Genomic DNA, 17,713 nt, shown 5'->3' on the forward strand with positions numbered 1-17,713 from the left:
GGGGTTGTGGCGGTGAGGATGGGCAAAAGGAAAGTCACTTTACAAACAAAAATTTTTGGGTTAATTATTGGGCTTTTGCTTGTTGTTATTGCCTTATTGACCATTTGTTTTGGTTTTTTGCAGACATCAGAAAGGCAGAGCCAAGCTGAACAGCTGGCAGTGCAAACTGCTAGAACGATTTCATATATGCCGCCTATTAAAACATCAGTGGCTACAGGAGATTCCCAAAACGAAGAGCAGGCTGTACTTGAGCAAATGAAGGAGCAAGTAAGAGCGCATGCTATTTTTATCACCAATCAAAAAGGAAAGGTTCTTTTTCATACAAATCATGAGGATGTAGGGAAAACCATCAGTGTGTCGGAAGGAAGAAGTACCCTGCTATTTGGAGGAACCTCCATATCAACGGGTGATTCTGATGGTGAAACCGTTGTCAGAGGCAGTGCCCCAATTATGAAAGAAACAGGCAGTCATGAAGAAATTATTGGGACAGTCAGCGTCGAATTTTTAAAAAGAGATATCGACCAAGCGACAGCCCATCAACTATTCAAATTAAGTTATATTGCCCTTCTTGTTTTGCTGCCTGGGGTTTTTGGAGCGATTTTTTTAACAAGGAGTATTCGAAAAGATATATTAGGGCTTGAACCGCATGAAATTGCCTCATTATATCGAGAAAGAGAAGCGATGCTGCACGCGATTAAAGAGGGAATCATTGCATTTGACCGTAAAGGTGCAATTACAATGATGAATACGTCAGCTGAACAGATGCTGCGGGTCTCTTCAACGCTGCCTCTTCATATTGATCAAGTGTTGCCAAATGCCAATCTTCTATCCTATCTAAAGGTAGAGACGATTGAACCTAACATAGAATCAGTCGTCAATGATAAAACCTTTGTGTTAAATGTCAAAAAAGTGGTGCAGGACAATCGAGTATTTGGAGGAATTGTGAGCTTCAGGGAGAAGACCGAGCTGACGAAGCTCCTAGATACATTGACAGAGGTAAGCCAATATTCAGAAGACCTTAGAGCGCAAACACACGAATTTTCGAATAAACTGTACGCTATTTTGGGCTTGCTTGAGTTGAAACAAGTGGATGAAGCCATTGACTTAATTAAAGAAGAATATACTCTTCAAAATCGCCAGCATGATTTACTCATGAAGCAAATTCGCTCTCCGAAGATACAAGCCATTTTACTTGGGAAGTTAGGAAAGGCATCTGAGAAAAAAGTTCATTTTCACATTGATGAAAATAGTTCATTGGAGCCGCTCCCAGTCCATATGAGTTTATCTCACTTTATCACCATCATTGGCAATCTCGTAGACAATGCGTTTGAGGCCGTATTGAATCAGGAGAAAAGAGACGTAAGCCTGTTCATCACAGATATTGGATTTGATATTATCATAGAGGTGTCTGATTCAGGAGATGGTGTCAATGAAGGAGCCATTTCACAACTTTTCACAAGAGGACATTCATCAAAGGGAGAAGGGCGAGGCTATGGACTTGCCAATGTCAAAGAAGTGCTGGAGGAACTTGGGGGCTGGATTGAAGTTGCGAACCAAAAAGAAGGCGGTGCCATCTTCACTGTTTACATACCGAAAGGCACAAAGGGGGAATAGGTTGTGATGAAGGTACTCATTGCGGAGGATGATTTTCGAATTGCTGCGATTCATGAATCTTATATACAAAAGGTACAAGGCTTTCAAGTTGCCGGAAAGGCAAAAAGTGCAAAGGATATGTGGGAGGCACTTCAAAAAGAACAGGTGGATCTTATTTTACTTGATGTGTATATGCCTGATGAGCTAGGCACGAACCTTTTGCCGCTTTTAAGAGAGCGCCATCCTGATGTGGATGTGATCATTATCACAGCTGCAACGGAAACGATGCTGCTAAGAGACGCGCTTCATTATGGAGTGGTTCATTATTTAATCAAACCGGTGACGGTCCAAAAATTCACTCAGGTTTTAACCGAATATAAAGAGAAGAAAGAGTTAATCAATTCAAAAGATGAAGTCAATCAAACGATGATTGATCTGTTTTTTGGTCAGATGCAGGAAGAATCGCAACAAAAGGATGACCGAGACTTGCCAACAGGTATTAATTCACTGACTTTGGACAAAGTGAAAACATTAATGGAGGAAGAGATTAGCGGAATTACAGCGGAAGAACTCGGAGAAAAAATGGGCGCATCACGTACAACAGCAAGACGATACGTAGAGTATCTTGTGACAACGGGAGAATGCCGGGCAGAGCTGGCGTATGGAATCATTGGCAGACCAGAACGAAAATATTATCCTGCTAAACAACAAGCGGAGTCATAAAAATGAAAAAAGGAATACTCCTTATCATCTTGGTCTGCCTTTGTACGACGCTCACCTTTAATGAAAAAACAGCAAGAGTTTCTTTCCTGAAGCACAGCCCATTATACATTGTGGTATCAGGTGTACCCGACGGCGGATTTGACCAAACGGCCCAAGTGATGAAAACCGTGCTAGAACAAGAAAAGCTGGTGAAGCAGCCTGTGAATATTCTTTATCAAAGAGGCGGAACGGTTGATAAAGGATGGACATATATGATGGAGCGAGATGCCAATTATATTAGTTTAAATTCAAGCCTATTATTAAGCCGTAATTTACTGGGCAGCAGTAACGTGACCATGAATGATGTCACCCCGCTCGCCATTCTTGCTGAAGAGTGGCAGGTCGTTGCAGTTCCTGTTGACTCTCCTTTCTCAAATGGGAAGGAGTTATTACATGCACTAATGAAGAAACCGGATTCCTTAAAAATCGGGTTTGCCCCAGACTTTGGAAATGATGATCAAATCTCATTCGCACGGGCTGCCGAAATGGCAGGAATTGATCCATACCGCATTCAGTTTTTGAAATTTGACAGTGCAGATGATTTATTTCAAGCACTCATTGACCATGAAGTAGATGCGGCAACCACGACGATTACCGAGGTTCGTCATGATTATGAAAAGAAAAGACTGAAGCTTGTCGCGACCACAACGAATCAGCGCTTAGATGGATTCAAAGACGTTCCCACTTGGAAAGAGCAAGGGATTCCGCTTATCTTCTCTCATTGGCGTGGTGTGATGGGGCCAAAGCAAATGAATCAGCACGACATTCGAGAATGGGATCAGCTTCTTTATCAAATGACACAAACGAAGTCCTGGAAAAAGCAAATGAAGCAAAAAGGCTGGACAAGTCGTTATATGAACAGCAAAGAGGCAAAGATCTTTATGGAAGATCAATTAAGGCGATATGAGCAGTTTATCCAAGGGGAACAAGCGGTCGAGTAAGACCGCTTTTTTTCATGGAATTCATCAAAATCAAGGTTTGAACAAAATGAACAAAAAGCATTTATCGCCCGAAAAAGAATTAAAATTCATAATATTTACTTCAATTCAGGCGTCAGATATCATGACAGAAAGGGTTGGAAATGGGATACCAACATTTAATGAAAGCGTATACAACATAAGGGGTGAACAAAGTGTTAGCAATCTTAGGATTTCTTATGATGGTTGTATTTATGGTTTTGATTATGACGAAACGTATGTCTGTTTTAACGGCATTGGTATTAACACCAATTGCATTTGCTCTTATTGCAGGTTTTCATTTTACTGAAATTTCTGACATGATTGTCAAAGGTGTACAGCAAGTCGCACCGACAGCGGTCATGATCATGTTTGCGATTTTGTACTTTGGCATTATGATTGATGCTGGTTTATTTGATCCGATGGTGGCGAAAATTTTAAACATTGTCAAAGGCGATCCTTTAAAAATTGTCGTTGGAACAGCTGTCCTGACCATGCTTGTTGCACTTGATGGTGATGGGACAACAACGTACATGATTACAACAACAGCGATGCTTCCATTATTTACGCTGCTTGGCATCCGTCCAATTATTTTAGCGGGGATTGCCGGAGTCGGCATGGGGATTATGAATACGATTCCATGGGGAGGAGCCACACCTAGAGCGGCAAGTGCACTTGGCGTTGATCCATCACTTTTATTTGGTCCGATGATTCCAGTCATTGGTGCAGGGGTTTTGAGCATGATTGTGGTGGCATACTTTCTTGGGAAGTCTGAAAGAAAGCGTCTTGGCGTTATTGAGCTCGAACAGCCGATTCATGCAAATGAAATGGCAGCGGCACTACAGGATGACATCAAGCGACCGAAACTTTGGTGGTTTAACCTAACGCTTACGTTGTTATTGGTACTCCTTCTCGTCTCAGGAAAAGTCAGCTTAACGGTCCTATTTGTTCTTGCCTTTTGTGTAGCAATTATCGTGAACTATCCGAACCTTGAACAGCAGCGTGAGCGGATTGCGGCTCATTCAACCAACGTCTTAGCGATTGCTTCCATGATCTTTGCGGCAGGGGTTTTTACAGGCATCTTAACTGGCACGAAAATGGTTGATGAAATGGCGATATCGATTGTTTCTGCCATTCCTGAGCAGCTTGGCGGCTTTATTCCAGTCATAGTGGCGTTAACGAGCGGGATATTTACGTTCTTTATGCCGAATGATGCATACTTTTACGGGGTCCTGCCGATCCTATCAGAAACAGCGGCAGCATATGGTGTTGATAAAATTGAAATCGCGAGAGCCTCTATTATTGGCCAGCCGATTCATATGTTAAGCCCACTTGTTCCATCCACACATTTACTTGTTGGACTTGTTGGTGTATCACTGGATCAGCATCAGAAGTTTGGGATGAAATGGGCTGTGCTTGCAGTTGTTGCCATGACGGTCATGTCGGTACTCATTGGGGCCATCTCCATTTGGTAAATAAAAGAGTGTCTGCTACGTGAGCAGGCACTTTTTTTAGTTCATATTGCCGAGCAGGATCGATTCATTTGCCCTATACAATAGGCATGCCTGTTCCTCCAAAAGATATATTTTTGAAAAATACTGACACTTTTACTGTTTTTTTCTTTATAATGCAAATCAACGAAGGGAGAGGATAGCATGTCCAAACGAAAAGGCACGATTCTTTTTGCGGCAGTATGTCTCATAGCAGGAAGTTTGTCGATGGTGAGCCCAGCTTCAGCTCATGCAGATACCCCTTATTATGGAAAGAATTATGAACAGCCAGCCCCAGTGAAGAAGCTATACCCTGAGCCTGACGAGACGTTCGAAACCCCCGCATTTCAGAAAAAAGGAGAAGCCTTCACCACACAAGAAGAGCTTCAACAATTCTTACGTGACATTGTCCGCAAAAGTCCTTATGCTTCGCAGAAACAGATTGGAACATCCATTGAAGGACGGTCCATTCCAGCCCTCTACTTTACAAAGGATCGTCATATTTCTCCACTTTCAAAAAAGCCAACGATCTGGCTTCAAGCACAAATACACGGAAATGAACCGGCCTCCGGTGAATCGGCTCTCGTCATTGCAAAACGATTAGCAGGTGATGAAGGAGAGCGTATACTCAGCCATGTCAACGTCATTATTGTCCCAAGAATCAACCCTGATGGTTCTTATGCGTTTGACCGCAGGCTTGCAAACGGAATGGATGGGAACCGTGATCATATGACATTAGAATCTCCAGAGCTGACAGCCTTGCATCAAGAATTTAATCGGTATGCACCAGAAGTGGTTATTGATGCCCACGAATACGATGTAGGACAAAAGCAGTTTGAGGATATCGGCTCAGCGGGTGCACTCAAATATCACGATTTATTGATCTTATCAGGGAAGAACTTGAATATTCCAGAAAGCATCCGGCTCACGTCAAATGAATTATACGTGAGCGGCGTCCGTGAAACGCTGACAAATCAAGGGTTTTCAAATGATTTATATTATACAAGTACAAGAGGAAAGGATGGAAAGATCGATCTCTATGAAGGCGGAACGGATGCACGAATCGGCCGAAATGCCTTGGCGCTCTCGCCAGCCCTCTCCTTTCTTGTAGAAAGCAGAGGGATTGGAATTGGAAGAGAGGACTTTACCCGCCGCGTCGCAGCACAAGTCACCACTCATGAAAAAATCATTGAAACAACGGTGAAACATACAAAGCAGGTGAAGCAGCAAATGGTGACGGAGCGTTTGAAGCTGGTGAAAAAAGGTCTCGAATCGAATGATGACGATCAAGTGGTCATTCAAGATGATTTCAAAACGCCGGTGGATGATTCGCTTGAAATGGTAGATATTGAAAAAGGACAGACCATCAATGTCCCTGTACGCTTTCACAGTGCGAGCGCTGCTGTTCCTGTCATGTCGAGAGAGCGACCGACAGCCTATCTTGTTTTACCTGGGCATGAAGGGGTAGAACGGAAACTGCAGACCTTAGGGTTAAAAAGTGTCACATTACCTGCCAGTGTAAAAGTACCGGTACAAGCCTATCAAGTAACAAAACGAGACGAAAAGAGTCAAACAGATATTCAGCTTGAAACAGAACTCATCCAAAAGAAACGTCAGCTGCCAAAAGGGACAAAGGTATATGTAACGGCGCAGCCGCAAACGAATTTGTTGTCACTTGCCCTTGAGCCAGAATCAAAAGACAGCTACATGTCATCTGGATTGATTGCTTCAAAAGTAGGCGATGAACTGCCAGTGTACCGGTTCTTGCTATCTAACAGGACGTTAGGCATTAAATAAAAAAGAGCTAAAATGATTTTAGCTCTCAACGTGTCCTATACTGCAAAGATTTTCTATCACGCTGAAAAAAGACAAAGGGCTAAAATCAACATCAATTTAGCCCTTTGTCTACAATCTAGAAGCGGCACAGTGCGTGCTGCTTTTTATTTTCGTCCTGCTCTTATTTCATCAGTCAAACCTTCATATGGTGCTTCGGCGATAATGGTTTCGTCATTTACACCTGCATGATGAATATACGTAATGTCCGCAAATTCTGGAACAACATATTTCGGATATGTTTCGTACTTTTCACGAGATTCTTTCATGAGATCGATGTAGTCATTTTGATAGCAAACGGTGATATCTGGACGTTCATGCACCCATTTTGGGAAGAAGATGACGCCATGCATGCGTTTTTCTTCAGGCATAAAGTTCAGAGAGACGTCTGTCCCAGTTGGTTCTGTCCAAGAAACTTTGTAAACGCCTTTTGTCAATTTCACAATGTTCACTTCTTGATCACGGACCCAGCGGCCTCCAACCATTCCGCTATGAATGCGGTAATCAATGGTGTGATCGTTTTTAATGTAAATCTCATATTCCCAGCCATTTTCATACGTATAAATCATATGAAGTCCAACGAATTGATCCATGTTTATTCCTTCTTTCATTAGAATGATGTTGTTTCAAACATGTCGTGATTTACATGTTTATTTTAAAGTCTATGGTATACTAATGTCAAAGAATAAGCGTTGGAGGCACATCATGAGAGTTTTGAAATATGCCATTCTTGGCTTACTAAATCAGTGTGAGCTGACTGGATACGATATCACTAAGCATTTTAAGGATTCCCTTGGACAGTTTTGGAGTGCGAAACATAGCCAAATTTACCCTGAGCTGAAACGGCTCACAGAAGAAGGGTTTATTGAATTTGATGTTCGTATACAAGGAAAGAAGCTGGAGAAGAAGGTCTATCAAATCACAGAGGCAGGGCAAGCAGCATTGCATCAGTGGTTAAGGACAAAAGACCCGATCCCAGAAACAACAAAAGATGAATTCATGCTCAAAACATTTTTCATCTCCTCCATGGACAAAAAAGAAGCGGCCGACCTGTTTACACATCAACTGCTAGAGCGCACGAAGAAAGTAGACATGCTAAAGCAGAAGCTGCACGCGTTAATAGAGGATGATCCTGGTGCTGAATCGCTTCATTCAGTGCAATTTGGGCATTATTTAGTGCTGACAAGGGCAATTGAAAGGGAAAAAGGCTATGTCCGCTGGCTCGAGCAAACCCTTAAACGGATTAATTCATCCACGCTCTAAGGACAATGGTCGGATGATATGATAAAAAATGGTTTGAAACTAGTGAATTTATAAATAGAAACCGCTACAATGGATATATTCGTATTAAAGTGAGGCGAGTATGTTTGAATAATCAAGAAGCGTTGTGGAATGAAGCAGAAGCTTTTATTTCTGTATGCTATGAAGAATTGGGTAAGTCAAATGAAGAGAAAGCAGCAAGGCTGCATGAAATAAAACAAGAAATTGACTCTAAAGGGACGTATACTCACACACAAGAGGAATTGGCGCACGGGGCGAAAATGGCATGGCGCAACAGCAACCGCTGTATTGGCCGTTTATTTTGGTCCACCCTGCATGTTCACGACTGCCGTCATGTGAAGACAGAAGAAGGGGTGAAAGAGGCACTCTTTCATCATATTCAGTATGCGACAAATGATGGGAAAATCAAACCTTCTATTACGATCTTTCCTCCAGAAAATGATTCGCAAAAGGAAGTCATCATTTACAATCATCAGCTCGTTCGTTATGCAGGCTATGAGACAGAGTACGGCATCATCGGCGACGAGGCTTCTCTTGAATTAACAAAATTGTGTGAAGCCCATGGCTGGAAAGGGGAGGGCACGCATTTTGATATCCTGCCTCTCATGTTTCAGCTAAAGGATCAACCGCCAGTTCTGTATGAGCTTCCGAAGGAAATCGTTCAAGAAGTCGAGATCACTCATCCGGAATATGAAGGATTTCGTGATTTAGGACTGAAATGGTACGCCGTTCCGATTATTGCTGATATGAAATTGGAGATTGGTGGTATACATTACAATGCAGCGCCGTTTAATGGCTGGTATATGGGCACAGAAATTGGCGCACGTAACTTAGCAGATGAAAATCGCTACAATATGCTGAAAAAAGTCGCTTCGATTTTAGGACTGGACACGACAAAGAATGCGTCGCTTTGGAAGGACAAAGCCATTGTGGAGTTGAATGTGGCGGTTCTTCATTCTTACAGGGAAGCAGGGGTGACCATTGTTGATCACCATACAGCAGCACATCAATTCAAGCAGTTCGAAAAGCAGGAAGAAAAGGCTGACCGTAAGCTGACTGGGGACTGGACTTGGCTGATTCCACCGGTCTCACCAGCTGCTACCCACATCTTCCACAAGCACTACGACAATACCATTGTGAAGCCGAATTATTTTTATCAGGAAAAGCCCTATCATGGAACAGAAAAAGCCTAGCGAAAGCTAGGTTTTTTTTATGAAAACTTCATCCCTTGATGCGAAAATCCTGATAATAAGCTAATTCAGTGAGCGGCTCCATCTGCATATCTGTGACCTTTGAAAAAGGGCTTCCTTTCCGGACAGTCTTTAAGAAATCAAGCACTTCCTGCTGCTCACCCTCTACCTTTAACTCGACTTGCCCGTTATCTGTGTTGCGTACCCAGCCTTTCATCCCGCGATTGACGGCTTCTCCTTGTACAAAATAGCGAAAGCCGACTCCCTGCACCCGTCCTGTGACAATGGCATGATAATGAATCAATGTCATCTCTCCTTTTTTCTCATCGTACCATAGCATGTAATTGATCTTCACGCATCGACTATGATTTCATTGTCTAACGATGTAAAATAATAGCCATGAGACAATCAAAGGAGATGGTCATCGTGGGACAGAAGAAATACGACATAGCTGGAATCCAAGTAGGACAGCCCATCACGACCTATGCAAACGGAAAAGAAATCAAAACCGCCATCAACAAAAAGCGAATACATGAGCCTGTCTATTTGAATAAGGTCAATTTTGAGGGAGATGGTCAAGGTGATTTGGTTCATCATGGAGGATATGATAAAGCCGTCTGCGTCTTTCCATACGATCATTATGCTTATTTTGAGCAGTTCTTAGGGGTTCCGTTACAGGAAGCTGCCTTCGGGGAGAATGTGACCGTGCACCAACTAGTGGAAACAAAAGTGCGGATTGGCGATGTATTTCAGCTTGGAGAAGCACTTGTTGAAGTGAGTCAGCCTAGACAGCCGTGTGTGAAACTATCTTTTAAGCATGGCAACATGAAGCTTGTAAAGGAAGTGCAGCAAACAGGGTATACCGGTTTTTATTTACGGGTGCTGAAGGAAGGCTTAGTGCCTGCTGATGCTTCTCTTGTATTAGTAGAAAAAGCGTCTCATCACATTACAGTCCATGAAGTGAACGAGGTCAAATATCGTCAAACAAGTCCAGAGAGGCTGAAAGCCGTTCTTGAAGTAGATGCTTTAGCAGATGTGGTGAGGAAGTCTTTAGAAAAACGAATTCAGTCCATTTAAAAAAAGCCGAACATCAGCTTAAGATGTACGGCTTTTAAGCGCTTATGAGCTAGGTTTCTTTTGCTCAAGAAGATTTGCAAGGAAATATGTTTTTAAGCTTTGAAGCTTTCTTCCTTCATGCTTGGTCACACCAAGCTTCTTTAATTCTTCGACATACCAGCCTTTGCTACCATAATGCATGATAGAAAACTCCTTTCAATTGAAACTGCCTGCATTGTAACATCTCAAAAAAGGACGTGAAAAGTGTGCAGGTATGAATAAATGAAAACTGATTCTATCTTCCTATGATCCATGTATATGCTGGAAATAAACATTTATGAATTTGGCGGGTTGAGGGTAACGATGATCATGCCGACCGTCATAATCATGATGACAATACCAAGGTAAGTCATCATGGATTGTTTTTTCTTAATACCTACAACCGTTAAGATAATACTTTCAATCAAAAAGATAACGCCGATGATGATGAACCACATATCAAATAAGACCCCTTTCGCATATCTTTGCCTATTTTACCACAGGCATTTTTGTTTAGTCGTGACAGATTCGTGAAAGGGAAACGAAAAAATCCCCTCCAATGAAGAAGGGGATCAGCTGGCTTACAGCTTCGTTAATATAATTGGTTCGTCTTTTGTGATCACAATGGTATGTTCAATCTGTGCGACTAGGCTTTTATCTGGTGTTTTAAATGTCCAGCCGTCATCAGCCTGATAAATCGATTCAGCATTTGTTGAAATAAAAGGTTCAAAGGCGATCACGGTGCCATTCTTAAACAAAGCATTATCGAATGGATCATAATAATTCAATATATGGTTAGGTGCCTCGTGTAGACTTTTCCCAATGCCATGTCCTGTCAGATTTTTAATGACAGTAAATCCTTGTTCTTTTGCTGTATTGTAGACTGCACGGCCAATTTGGTTTTGTCTCTTACCGGCTTTTGCATGCTTTAATCCTTCGAGGAATGCATCCTCTGCACACTGGCATAATGCCTCAAGGCGAGCATCACCTGTACCTAATACGAATGAAATACCGGTATCGGAATAATAGCCGTCCAGCTCTGCTGAGATATCAATATTAATGAGGTCACCCTCTTGTAAAATGGTTTTTTCACTTGGAATACCGTGAGCAACTTCATCGTTCACGCTGATACAAGTCGTCCCAGGGAAGTCATATTCCTTTTCAGGTGCTGAATTGGCTCCATGTTCCTCTAATATTTTTTTCCCAATCAAATCTAGTTCCTTTGTAGACATGCCTGGTTTCGCTTGGCTTTTCATTTCTTCTCTTGCCAAAGCGACAATTCGGCCGACTTTTTTTAAGGCTGCTAACTCATGATCATGTTTGACAATCACTGTTCATTCCCGCTTTCTATAACTTCATTCTATTCAATAGCTTACCACATTTTACGCAAAAAGAGTAAAGAGCGGAATTCAAACGATGTGGACAAATTGGTATAGATAACTAGATGTGTATATGATATATTTTTTATGAGCATCATGGACGAAACGATTAGGTCATGATGATGACAAAGGGGGAGAAGGCAGATGGTGTTTCAGTTTTTTCAAAAGCTAGGCAAATCTTTTATGCTTCCAATCGCTGTACTTCCAGCAGCAGGGATTATTTTGGCTATTGGGCGGGAGGATGTATTCGATATCCCGTTTATTCATGCGGCTGGAAATGCCATTTTTGCAAACTTGGCTTTAATTTTTGCAATGGGGATAGCGATCGGCATCGCAAAGGATGGTAACGGGGCAGCGGCATTATCAGGTGCGATATCTTATTTTATTTTATCAGCTGGTACAACGTCGATTAATTCAACGAACAATATGGGGGTATTGGGCGGTATTTTATGCGGGCTATTGGCAGGTTATGTGTACAATCGCTTCAAGGATACGAAGCTGCCAGAATACTTAGGTTTCTTTAGCGGAAGACGGCTTGTGCCGATTATGACCGCACTTTTCACCATTTTATTAGCAGCCGTTTTCGGATTTGTATGGCCTCCGATTCAAAGCGGGATCAATGGTTTAGGAGAATGGATTTTAAGTCTTGGTGCAACGGGTGCAGGGCTGTTTGGTTTCTTTAACCGTTTGCTCATTCCATTAGGGCTTCATCATGTGCTGAATAACTTATTTTGGTTTCAATTCGGGGAATTCAGCGGGGCAACAGGAGATCTAGCGAGATTCTTTAAAGGAGATCCAAGCGCGGGTGTCTTTATGACTGGTTTCTTCCCAGTGATGATGTTCGGTCTGCCAGCAGCATGTCTAGCCATGATTGTGACCGCAAAGCCTGAAAAGCGAAAAGCAACGGCTGGTTTGATGATTGGGATGGCGCTGACGTCATTTATTACAGGGATCACTGAACCAATTGAATTTTCATTTATGTTTTTATCTCCACTCTTATATGGTGTCCATGCTGTACTAACGGGTCTCTCGCTCTTTATTGTGAACATTCTCGGGATTCATAGCGGCTTCGCTTTTTCAGCAGGAGCGATTGATTATGTTTTAAGCTTTGGCATTGCACAAAAACCACTCATGCTGCTTGGCGTTGGGGTGCTTTATGGCATTTTGTACTTTGTTGTTTTCTATTTCCTCATTAAACTGTTAAAGCTTAAAACACCGGGCAGGGAAGATGATGAGATTGAAGATATTGCAGCCGATGATACGAAGACAGAAGGGGCAAGTATTCTTCTAGAGGGACTTGGAGGCAAAGACAATATCACTACGATTGATCATTGTGCGACCCGCCTGCGTTTAACAGTAGAAGATACACAATTATTAAATGAAAGTACTTTGAAAAAAGCAGGTGCCAAAGGGGTACTGACTTCAGGAAAAAACTCCGTACAAATCATCATCGGAACGAATGTAGAATTTGTCGCAGATGATCTTCGCAAGGAAGTCGATCGGGATTAAAAAAAGCGTTCAGCCAGGTCAAATGGGCTGAACGTTTTTTTGTTTGCGCTGTTCGATGACGAGCACAATACTGATGACAACAAGTAAAAACCAAGAACTGATTTTTCCAAGATGGACGAGAGACCAAGCGTGCTGTTGATTTGGATATTGCCATGCCCCTAAAAAGGTGGTGACATTTTCGGCAATCCAAATAAAGAAACCAATCAGCAAGAATGAGACGACAAGCGGCATTCGAAAGGTAGAAGAACCAACCTGAAATGAGACGGACGTTTTTCGAAATACGACAACAAGCAGTAATGTCAGCCACCATCTCAGGTCATAGAACCAATGATGCGTAAAAAAATTGAGATAAATACACAAACTGATCCCGATCGAAAGAAACGGATGAGGCCATGAGCTAACCTGCACGCGAAGCCGGGACAGTGCCTGATAAATATAGCTTGCTACACTTGCATACATAAATCCGCTATAGAGCGGAACCCCAAAGACCTTCGTATATGCTTCTTCAGGATAGGACCAAGAACCCATATGAACTTTATACATTTCTAAGCCAATACCTATCAGGTGAAATAGACAGATCACCTTCAATTCATTCAATGTCTCCAGCCGAAGCGTCAGCATGAGAATTTGGGCAAGAAGGCAAAGCAATAGAATGAAATCATACCGGTGTAGATAAGGAATCGTCACCATCTTTGATAGAGCAAGCGCCGCAAAGATCATGACGGGGAATAGACACGACACCGCCTGTAAGTAAGCAAAATGGAATAATGTTTTCATACAAAATGAAACCTCTTTTCTTTGTCTGAAATGACTAAGACGGATTTAGCAAGGGAAAAGTTACCTCAACTAGATATTCATGAACAATTTGTGAATATGTATGTGAAAAAGATCACAAATTAGTTTTAACGTAGTATAATAAGATCATAAATAAAATGTGAAGAAATTCACATAAATTAAAGGGAGGCATCATCATGTTTACAAAATTCTTACAAACGAATGTATGGGCAGCGGTTATCCTTTTGGCAGCAAGACTTTATATCGGTTGGACTTGGCTCACATCTGGTATAGGAAAACTAACAGGCGGATTCGATGCATCAGGATATTTACAATTTGCGATAGCTGAACCTGTTGTCAAAGATGGACATCTCGTGTATCCGTTCTATGTATGGTTTTTAGAAAATGTCGCTTTGCCGAATGCTGGACTATTCAGTACCATGGTCATGTGGGGAGAAATTTTAGTAGGTCTAGGATTAATTGTTGGATTATTCACAACAACGGCAGCCTTTTTCGGAAGCATGATGAATGTCTCTTTCTTACTAGCCGGTACCGTCTCTGTCAACCCGCTTCTTCTAGTCATTGCTATCGTCATCATGGCTGCGAAAGGAAATGCTGGCAAATTTGGACTTGATTATGTCGCAGGTCCAGTCTTGAAACGAAAAATGAAAAGAAAGCCGCATTTAGAAGTGGCTTCATAATAAAGAAAAAGCATCCTCAGCTTCTGCTCAGGATGCTTTTTTTATTTAGGCATCAGCTTTCACTAGGTTAATATGCAGGACGGTGAGCTTCTGCTGATTTATATCTGGGTCATGGCCGACGATAAATTCCAGCTCATAATCTCCAGTACGATATACGTATTTTTTCTCTTTTGTCTGTGGGATGGTGCTGACCGAATCCGCTTGTCCAAGTTGTTTCTTTAATAGGGAAGGGGTCATTCCGCCGATATTCGTTTCTTTTTCTACATTTGTTCCGAAATAACGGATTTCGTCAATTTTGCCTTTTGCATCATAATGAAAAGCAAATCCCGGATTCCCCATTTCAGCATGATACAAATCAAAGCTGCTTTGACCTGTTTCTGGATATGGATTTCCTAGTTTATGATGGACAGCCTTCTTTGTTTGAACACCAATTTTAAGACCTTTTGCATAATACGGCATTTGTCCTTTATGTGCCAGTTCATAAATGTTGTTTAAAGCGGTATTCGGACCTTGAGGAACGGATTGTTCGACTGCTGTTTTGGTCATAGCGTGTGCTGAGACTGCAGGACTGAATCCAATGAGGGCGGACGTAGCGAGTGAAGCAGTCATAACAAAAGCGGTTGTTTTCTTCATGATAAAATCCCTCCTTCTTATTTCTATACCCAGTGCAATAGCAGTCAAACGTGAAAAGAACCAGCTGATCAGGGATCGGCTGGTTCTTAAAATGAGAAAGTTATTTTGATGAAGAGCTGGATTCATCTTTGGCGGAAGAGGAATCTTCTTCATCCTGTACTTTCTTTGTATAGTCATATTGATTGCGGTCAATCGGTGTAAAGCCTTTAGGCTTGTAGAAACGGAGTAAATCTTCGGTGACAATCTTATCAGATGTCTCAAGCATCTTTTTCACCGTTTCATTTTCTTGTGATGCCTTATCAGTCGGCTCGATTTTCTCGCCTGTTTTGTTGCTGTAATAGTTATTGCCTACTTTTGTGTAATCCTTAGAGACGAAGTCACCATTTCTAAATGGCACTAGCTCCTTGAAATTTTTCGATAAGATATCAGAACCAGACATTAAATAGTTCTTCGTATCATCGCCAAGCAGGTGCAGAAGGGTTGGTGCGACATCGACTTCACCAGAGTATTTATGAATCTGTCCGCCTTTTACTCCTGGTACATGAATAAAGAGCGGTACACGCATGAGCTGCGCATTTTCATAATCTCCGATCTTTTGTCCTGTCACTTTTTCCATCGCTTCATTGTGGTTTTCAGAAATGCCGTAATGGTCTCCGTACATAATGACGACTGTATTGTCATAGAGACCAGATTTTTTCAGGTCGTTGAAGAACTGTTCGATGGCTTCATCTAAATAATGAGCCGATTGGAAATAGTTGTCGACGACAGAGTCTCCGAAGTCGCCAGGTTCGAAATCGGTATCCCCTTCATCCATTCCAAATGGGAAATGGTTCGATAACGTAATGAATTTCGAATAAAACGGCTGCTTTAAGTTTTCAAGCATTGGCATAGATTCTTTGAAGAATGGTTTGTCTTTCAGCCCATAGTTCTTCGTATCTTGCTCATTCATATCGTAGTACTCAGAATCGTAAAATCTGTCATATCCAAATGACTTAAACATTTCATTACGGTTCCAGAAGGTTTTCGTATTGCCGTGGAATTCTGCTGACGTGTACTGATTCTTCTTCAGGATGCCAGGAATGGCTTGATACGTGTTTTGCGCTTTGTTAATAAAAACAGAGCCTTGTGATAATGGGAATAGCCCAGTATCCATCATAAATTCAGCATCAGACGTCTTTCCTTGTCCTGTTTGATGGAAGAAGTTATCAAAGTAAAACGTTTTGTTGTCGTGTGCCAATGAATTAAGGAAAGGCGTCACTTCTTTTCCGTTTACTTTGTAATCAATGACAAAGTTTTGCAGAGATTCAAGAGAAATCGTAATCACGTTCATGCCTTTCGCTTTCCCGTAATAAGCCGGGTTAGGATCAGCGCTGTTCGCTTTTAAATAGTTCTCTACATCTGTCACGTCACTTGAATTTGCCAGAGCACGCTGGCTGTTTGATTTCACATTTTGAATGGCATCAAACACAGTAAAGTTATAAGCACCTAAATATTTCACTAAATAATTGCGGTCAAACGATCTTGATAAAAGCTCTGGACGATCAATCTCTGCAGCGACTAAATTCATCACAAAGATGACAACAGAGGACACAAGGACGAGTCTAAACGATTTTGACTTTTGAACAGGTACAGTAGCTGTACTTGTTTGCTGCTTTTTCATGCGGACTGCGAGTACGATCAAAATGATGGTATCCATAAAGTAAAACATATCAGTCCAACGCATGAGTGAAAATGCACTATCACCTAATTGTCCGCCATTCGTTCCTGCCTGCATCACGGTAGGCAGCGTGATAAAGTCATTGAAGAATCGATAGTACACGATGTTTGCGTATAGTAAAAAAGACATGAAAAAATGAATCACAATGATAGCGGCAGGCTGCCATTTTTTCTTGAACAATAAAGCAAAGCCAAGAAAGAACAAGCTGGAGCTAATAGGATTCACGAAAAGCAAAATATGCTGAAGCACATTTGATATACCAAGTTTAAATTCAATTAAATAGGCTGAATACGTTTTGAGCCAAAGTAAGATGGCTGCAATAACAAAGAAGCCGAGGCCTCGTTTTTGAATAAATGTTTTCATAAAAACACTCCTTTTCTCCGATACACGGAAGAGGCGGAACGAAAGAAAACGAACCATTAGAATATACCATGAAATGATCAAATAGAAAAGTGATAACCGGCGAAGAGTGTCTAGCAGCTCGTCCCCGCCATAAAAGGGGAGAAAACGAAAATTTTCGCTCTTCGAAAAACTTTTTGTGAAATTCATCCTATTATTAACAGAAAATTCAGCGATTTCCCAGTTGCTATATCAATAAAGCAGGTAAAAAGGCACGAGTCTAAAGAATTAATTTAGTTTCTACAATGATGATTTAGAGAGTATTTCCAGTGTTTCGTAATGTTTATGCAGGTTAAGTAAAAAAAATGAGAAGAAAAACGGAGGAAAGGTGTGGATGAAATTTCCTGCTATGAGATATATCAATATATTTTTTTGTTTCATCGACATAATGGTTTTGATGT

18 protein-coding genes are annotated in these 17,713 nt (G+C 41.6%); 10 read left to right on the plus strand and 8 right to left on the minus strand.

Features of this window, described 5'->3' with window-relative positions; all coding sequences use genetic code 11:
• Positions 1-18: 18 nt before the first annotated feature.
• From MHI16_RS04025 to MHI16_RS04045, 5 genes are all read left to right on the plus strand, one after another.
• Entirely contained in the window at positions 19-1,614 is a 1,596-nt protein-coding gene (locus tag MHI16_RS04025; protein ID WP_061407080.1) for a sensor histidine kinase, read from the plus strand.
• A 3-nt stretch (positions 1,615-1,617) separates the two neighbouring features.
• Positions 1,618-2,316, plus strand: coding sequence for a response regulator (locus tag MHI16_RS04030; RefSeq protein WP_061407083.1), 699 nt, complete (start codon positions 1,618-1,620; stop codon positions 2,314-2,316).
• 2 nt (positions 2,317-2,318) lie between these two features.
• Entirely contained in the window at positions 2,319-3,296 is a 978-nt protein-coding gene (locus tag MHI16_RS04035; RefSeq protein ID WP_144463026.1) for a tripartite tricarboxylate transporter substrate-binding protein, read from the plus strand.
• A 191-nt stretch (positions 3,297-3,487) separates the two neighbouring features.
• A complete protein-coding gene (locus MHI16_RS04040; RefSeq protein ID WP_058015708.1) occupies positions 3,488-4,786 on the plus strand; it encodes a citrate:proton symporter in 1,299 nt (432 codons plus the stop codon).
• A gap of 180 nt (positions 4,787-4,966) precedes the next feature.
• On the plus strand, positions 4,967-6,598 hold the full coding sequence (locus MHI16_RS04045; protein ID WP_268465929.1) for a M14 family metallocarboxypeptidase: 1,632 nt from the start codon (positions 4,967-4,969) through the stop codon (positions 6,596-6,598).
• A 143-nt stretch (positions 6,599-6,741) separates the two neighbouring features.
• On the opposite strand, the gene MHI16_RS04050 is transcribed toward MHI16_RS04045, so the two are convergent.
• Complete coding sequence (locus tag MHI16_RS04050; protein ID WP_025206914.1) at positions 6,742-7,227, minus strand: phenolic acid decarboxylase; 486 nt, start codon at positions 7,225-7,227, stop codon at positions 6,742-6,744.
• 112 nt (positions 7,228-7,339) lie between these two features.
• Between MHI16_RS04050 and MHI16_RS04055 the strand changes: the two genes are divergently transcribed.
• A complete protein-coding gene (locus tag MHI16_RS04055; RefSeq protein WP_342498101.1) occupies positions 7,340-7,897 on the plus strand; it encodes a PadR family transcriptional regulator in 558 nt (185 codons plus the stop codon).
• A 104-nt stretch (positions 7,898-8,001) separates the two neighbouring features.
• Positions 8,002-9,108 (plus strand): nitric oxide synthase oxygenase, encoded by a 1,107-nt coding sequence (locus MHI16_RS04060; RefSeq protein WP_061407087.1) that lies wholly within the window; start codon positions 8,002-8,004, stop codon positions 9,106-9,108.
• Between the two features lie 28 nt (positions 9,109-9,136).
• On the opposite strand, the gene MHI16_RS04065 is transcribed toward MHI16_RS04060, so the two are convergent.
• Positions 9,137-9,409: an acylphosphatase gene (locus MHI16_RS04065; protein ID WP_061410222.1), complete on the minus strand. Its 273-nt coding sequence runs from the start codon at positions 9,407-9,409 to the stop codon at positions 9,137-9,139.
• Positions 9,410-9,531: 122 nt separating this feature from the next.
• Between MHI16_RS04065 and MHI16_RS04070 the strand changes: the two genes are divergently transcribed.
• Complete coding sequence (locus MHI16_RS04070) at positions 9,532-10,182, plus strand: MOSC domain-containing protein (RefSeq protein WP_061407088.1); 651 nt, start codon at positions 9,532-9,534, stop codon at positions 10,180-10,182.
• 42 nt (positions 10,183-10,224) lie between these two features.
• Here the strand turns inward: MHI16_RS04070 and MHI16_RS04075 are convergent, their stop codons facing one another.
• The 3 genes from MHI16_RS04075 to map all read right to left on the minus strand — a co-directional run bounded on the left by MHI16_RS04075 (position 10,225) and on the right by map (position 11,531).
• Entirely contained in the window at positions 10,225-10,362 is a 138-nt protein-coding gene (locus tag MHI16_RS04075; protein ID WP_003214303.1) for a YflJ family protein, read from the minus strand.
• Positions 10,363-10,496: 134 nt separating this feature from the next.
• Positions 10,497-10,658, minus strand: coding sequence for a hypothetical protein (locus MHI16_RS04080; RefSeq protein ID WP_003214360.1), 162 nt, complete (start codon positions 10,656-10,658; stop codon positions 10,497-10,499).
• A gap of 123 nt (positions 10,659-10,781) precedes the next feature.
• Complete coding sequence (gene map / locus MHI16_RS04085; RefSeq protein WP_342498102.1) at positions 10,782-11,531, minus strand: type I methionyl aminopeptidase; 750 nt, start codon at positions 11,529-11,531, stop codon at positions 10,782-10,784.
• A gap of 192 nt (positions 11,532-11,723) precedes the next feature.
• Between map and nagE the strand changes: the two genes are divergently transcribed.
• Positions 11,724-13,088, plus strand: a complete 1,365-nt coding sequence (gene nagE, locus MHI16_RS04090) for an N-acetylglucosamine-specific PTS transporter subunit IIBC (protein ID WP_058015713.1) — start codon at positions 11,724-11,726, stop codon at positions 13,086-13,088.
• An 18-nt stretch (positions 13,089-13,106) separates the two neighbouring features.
• Here the strand turns inward: nagE and MHI16_RS04095 are convergent, their stop codons facing one another.
• A complete protein-coding gene (locus MHI16_RS04095) occupies positions 13,107-13,865 on the minus strand; it encodes a DUF817 domain-containing protein (protein ID WP_058015714.1) in 759 nt (252 codons plus the stop codon).
• A 194-nt stretch (positions 13,866-14,059) separates the two neighbouring features.
• Between MHI16_RS04095 and MHI16_RS04100 the strand changes: the two genes are divergently transcribed.
• Complete coding sequence (locus MHI16_RS04100; RefSeq protein ID WP_058015715.1) at positions 14,060-14,563, plus strand: DoxX family protein; 504 nt, start codon at positions 14,060-14,062, stop codon at positions 14,561-14,563.
• Positions 14,564-14,608: 45 nt separating this feature from the next.
• Here MHI16_RS04100 and MHI16_RS04105 read toward each other — a convergent pair whose 3' ends face one another.
• Positions 14,609-15,196: a YjgB family protein gene (locus MHI16_RS04105; RefSeq protein WP_058015716.1), complete on the minus strand. Its 588-nt coding sequence runs from the start codon at positions 15,194-15,196 to the stop codon at positions 14,609-14,611.
• Positions 15,197-15,296: 100 nt separating this feature from the next.
• The gene (locus MHI16_RS04110) at positions 15,297-17,276 is read right to left on the minus strand and encodes an LTA synthase family protein (RefSeq protein WP_144463022.1); all 1,980 of its coding nucleotides are present in this window, start codon (positions 17,274-17,276) and stop codon (positions 15,297-15,299) included.
• Positions 17,277-17,713: the final 437 nt, after the last annotated feature.

Origin of the sequence: Bacillus sp. FSL K6-0923, from assembly GCF_038630825.1 — a bacterium.
Classification (GTDB): Bacteria; Bacillota; Bacilli; order Bacillales; family Bacillaceae; genus Bacillus; species Bacillus pumilus.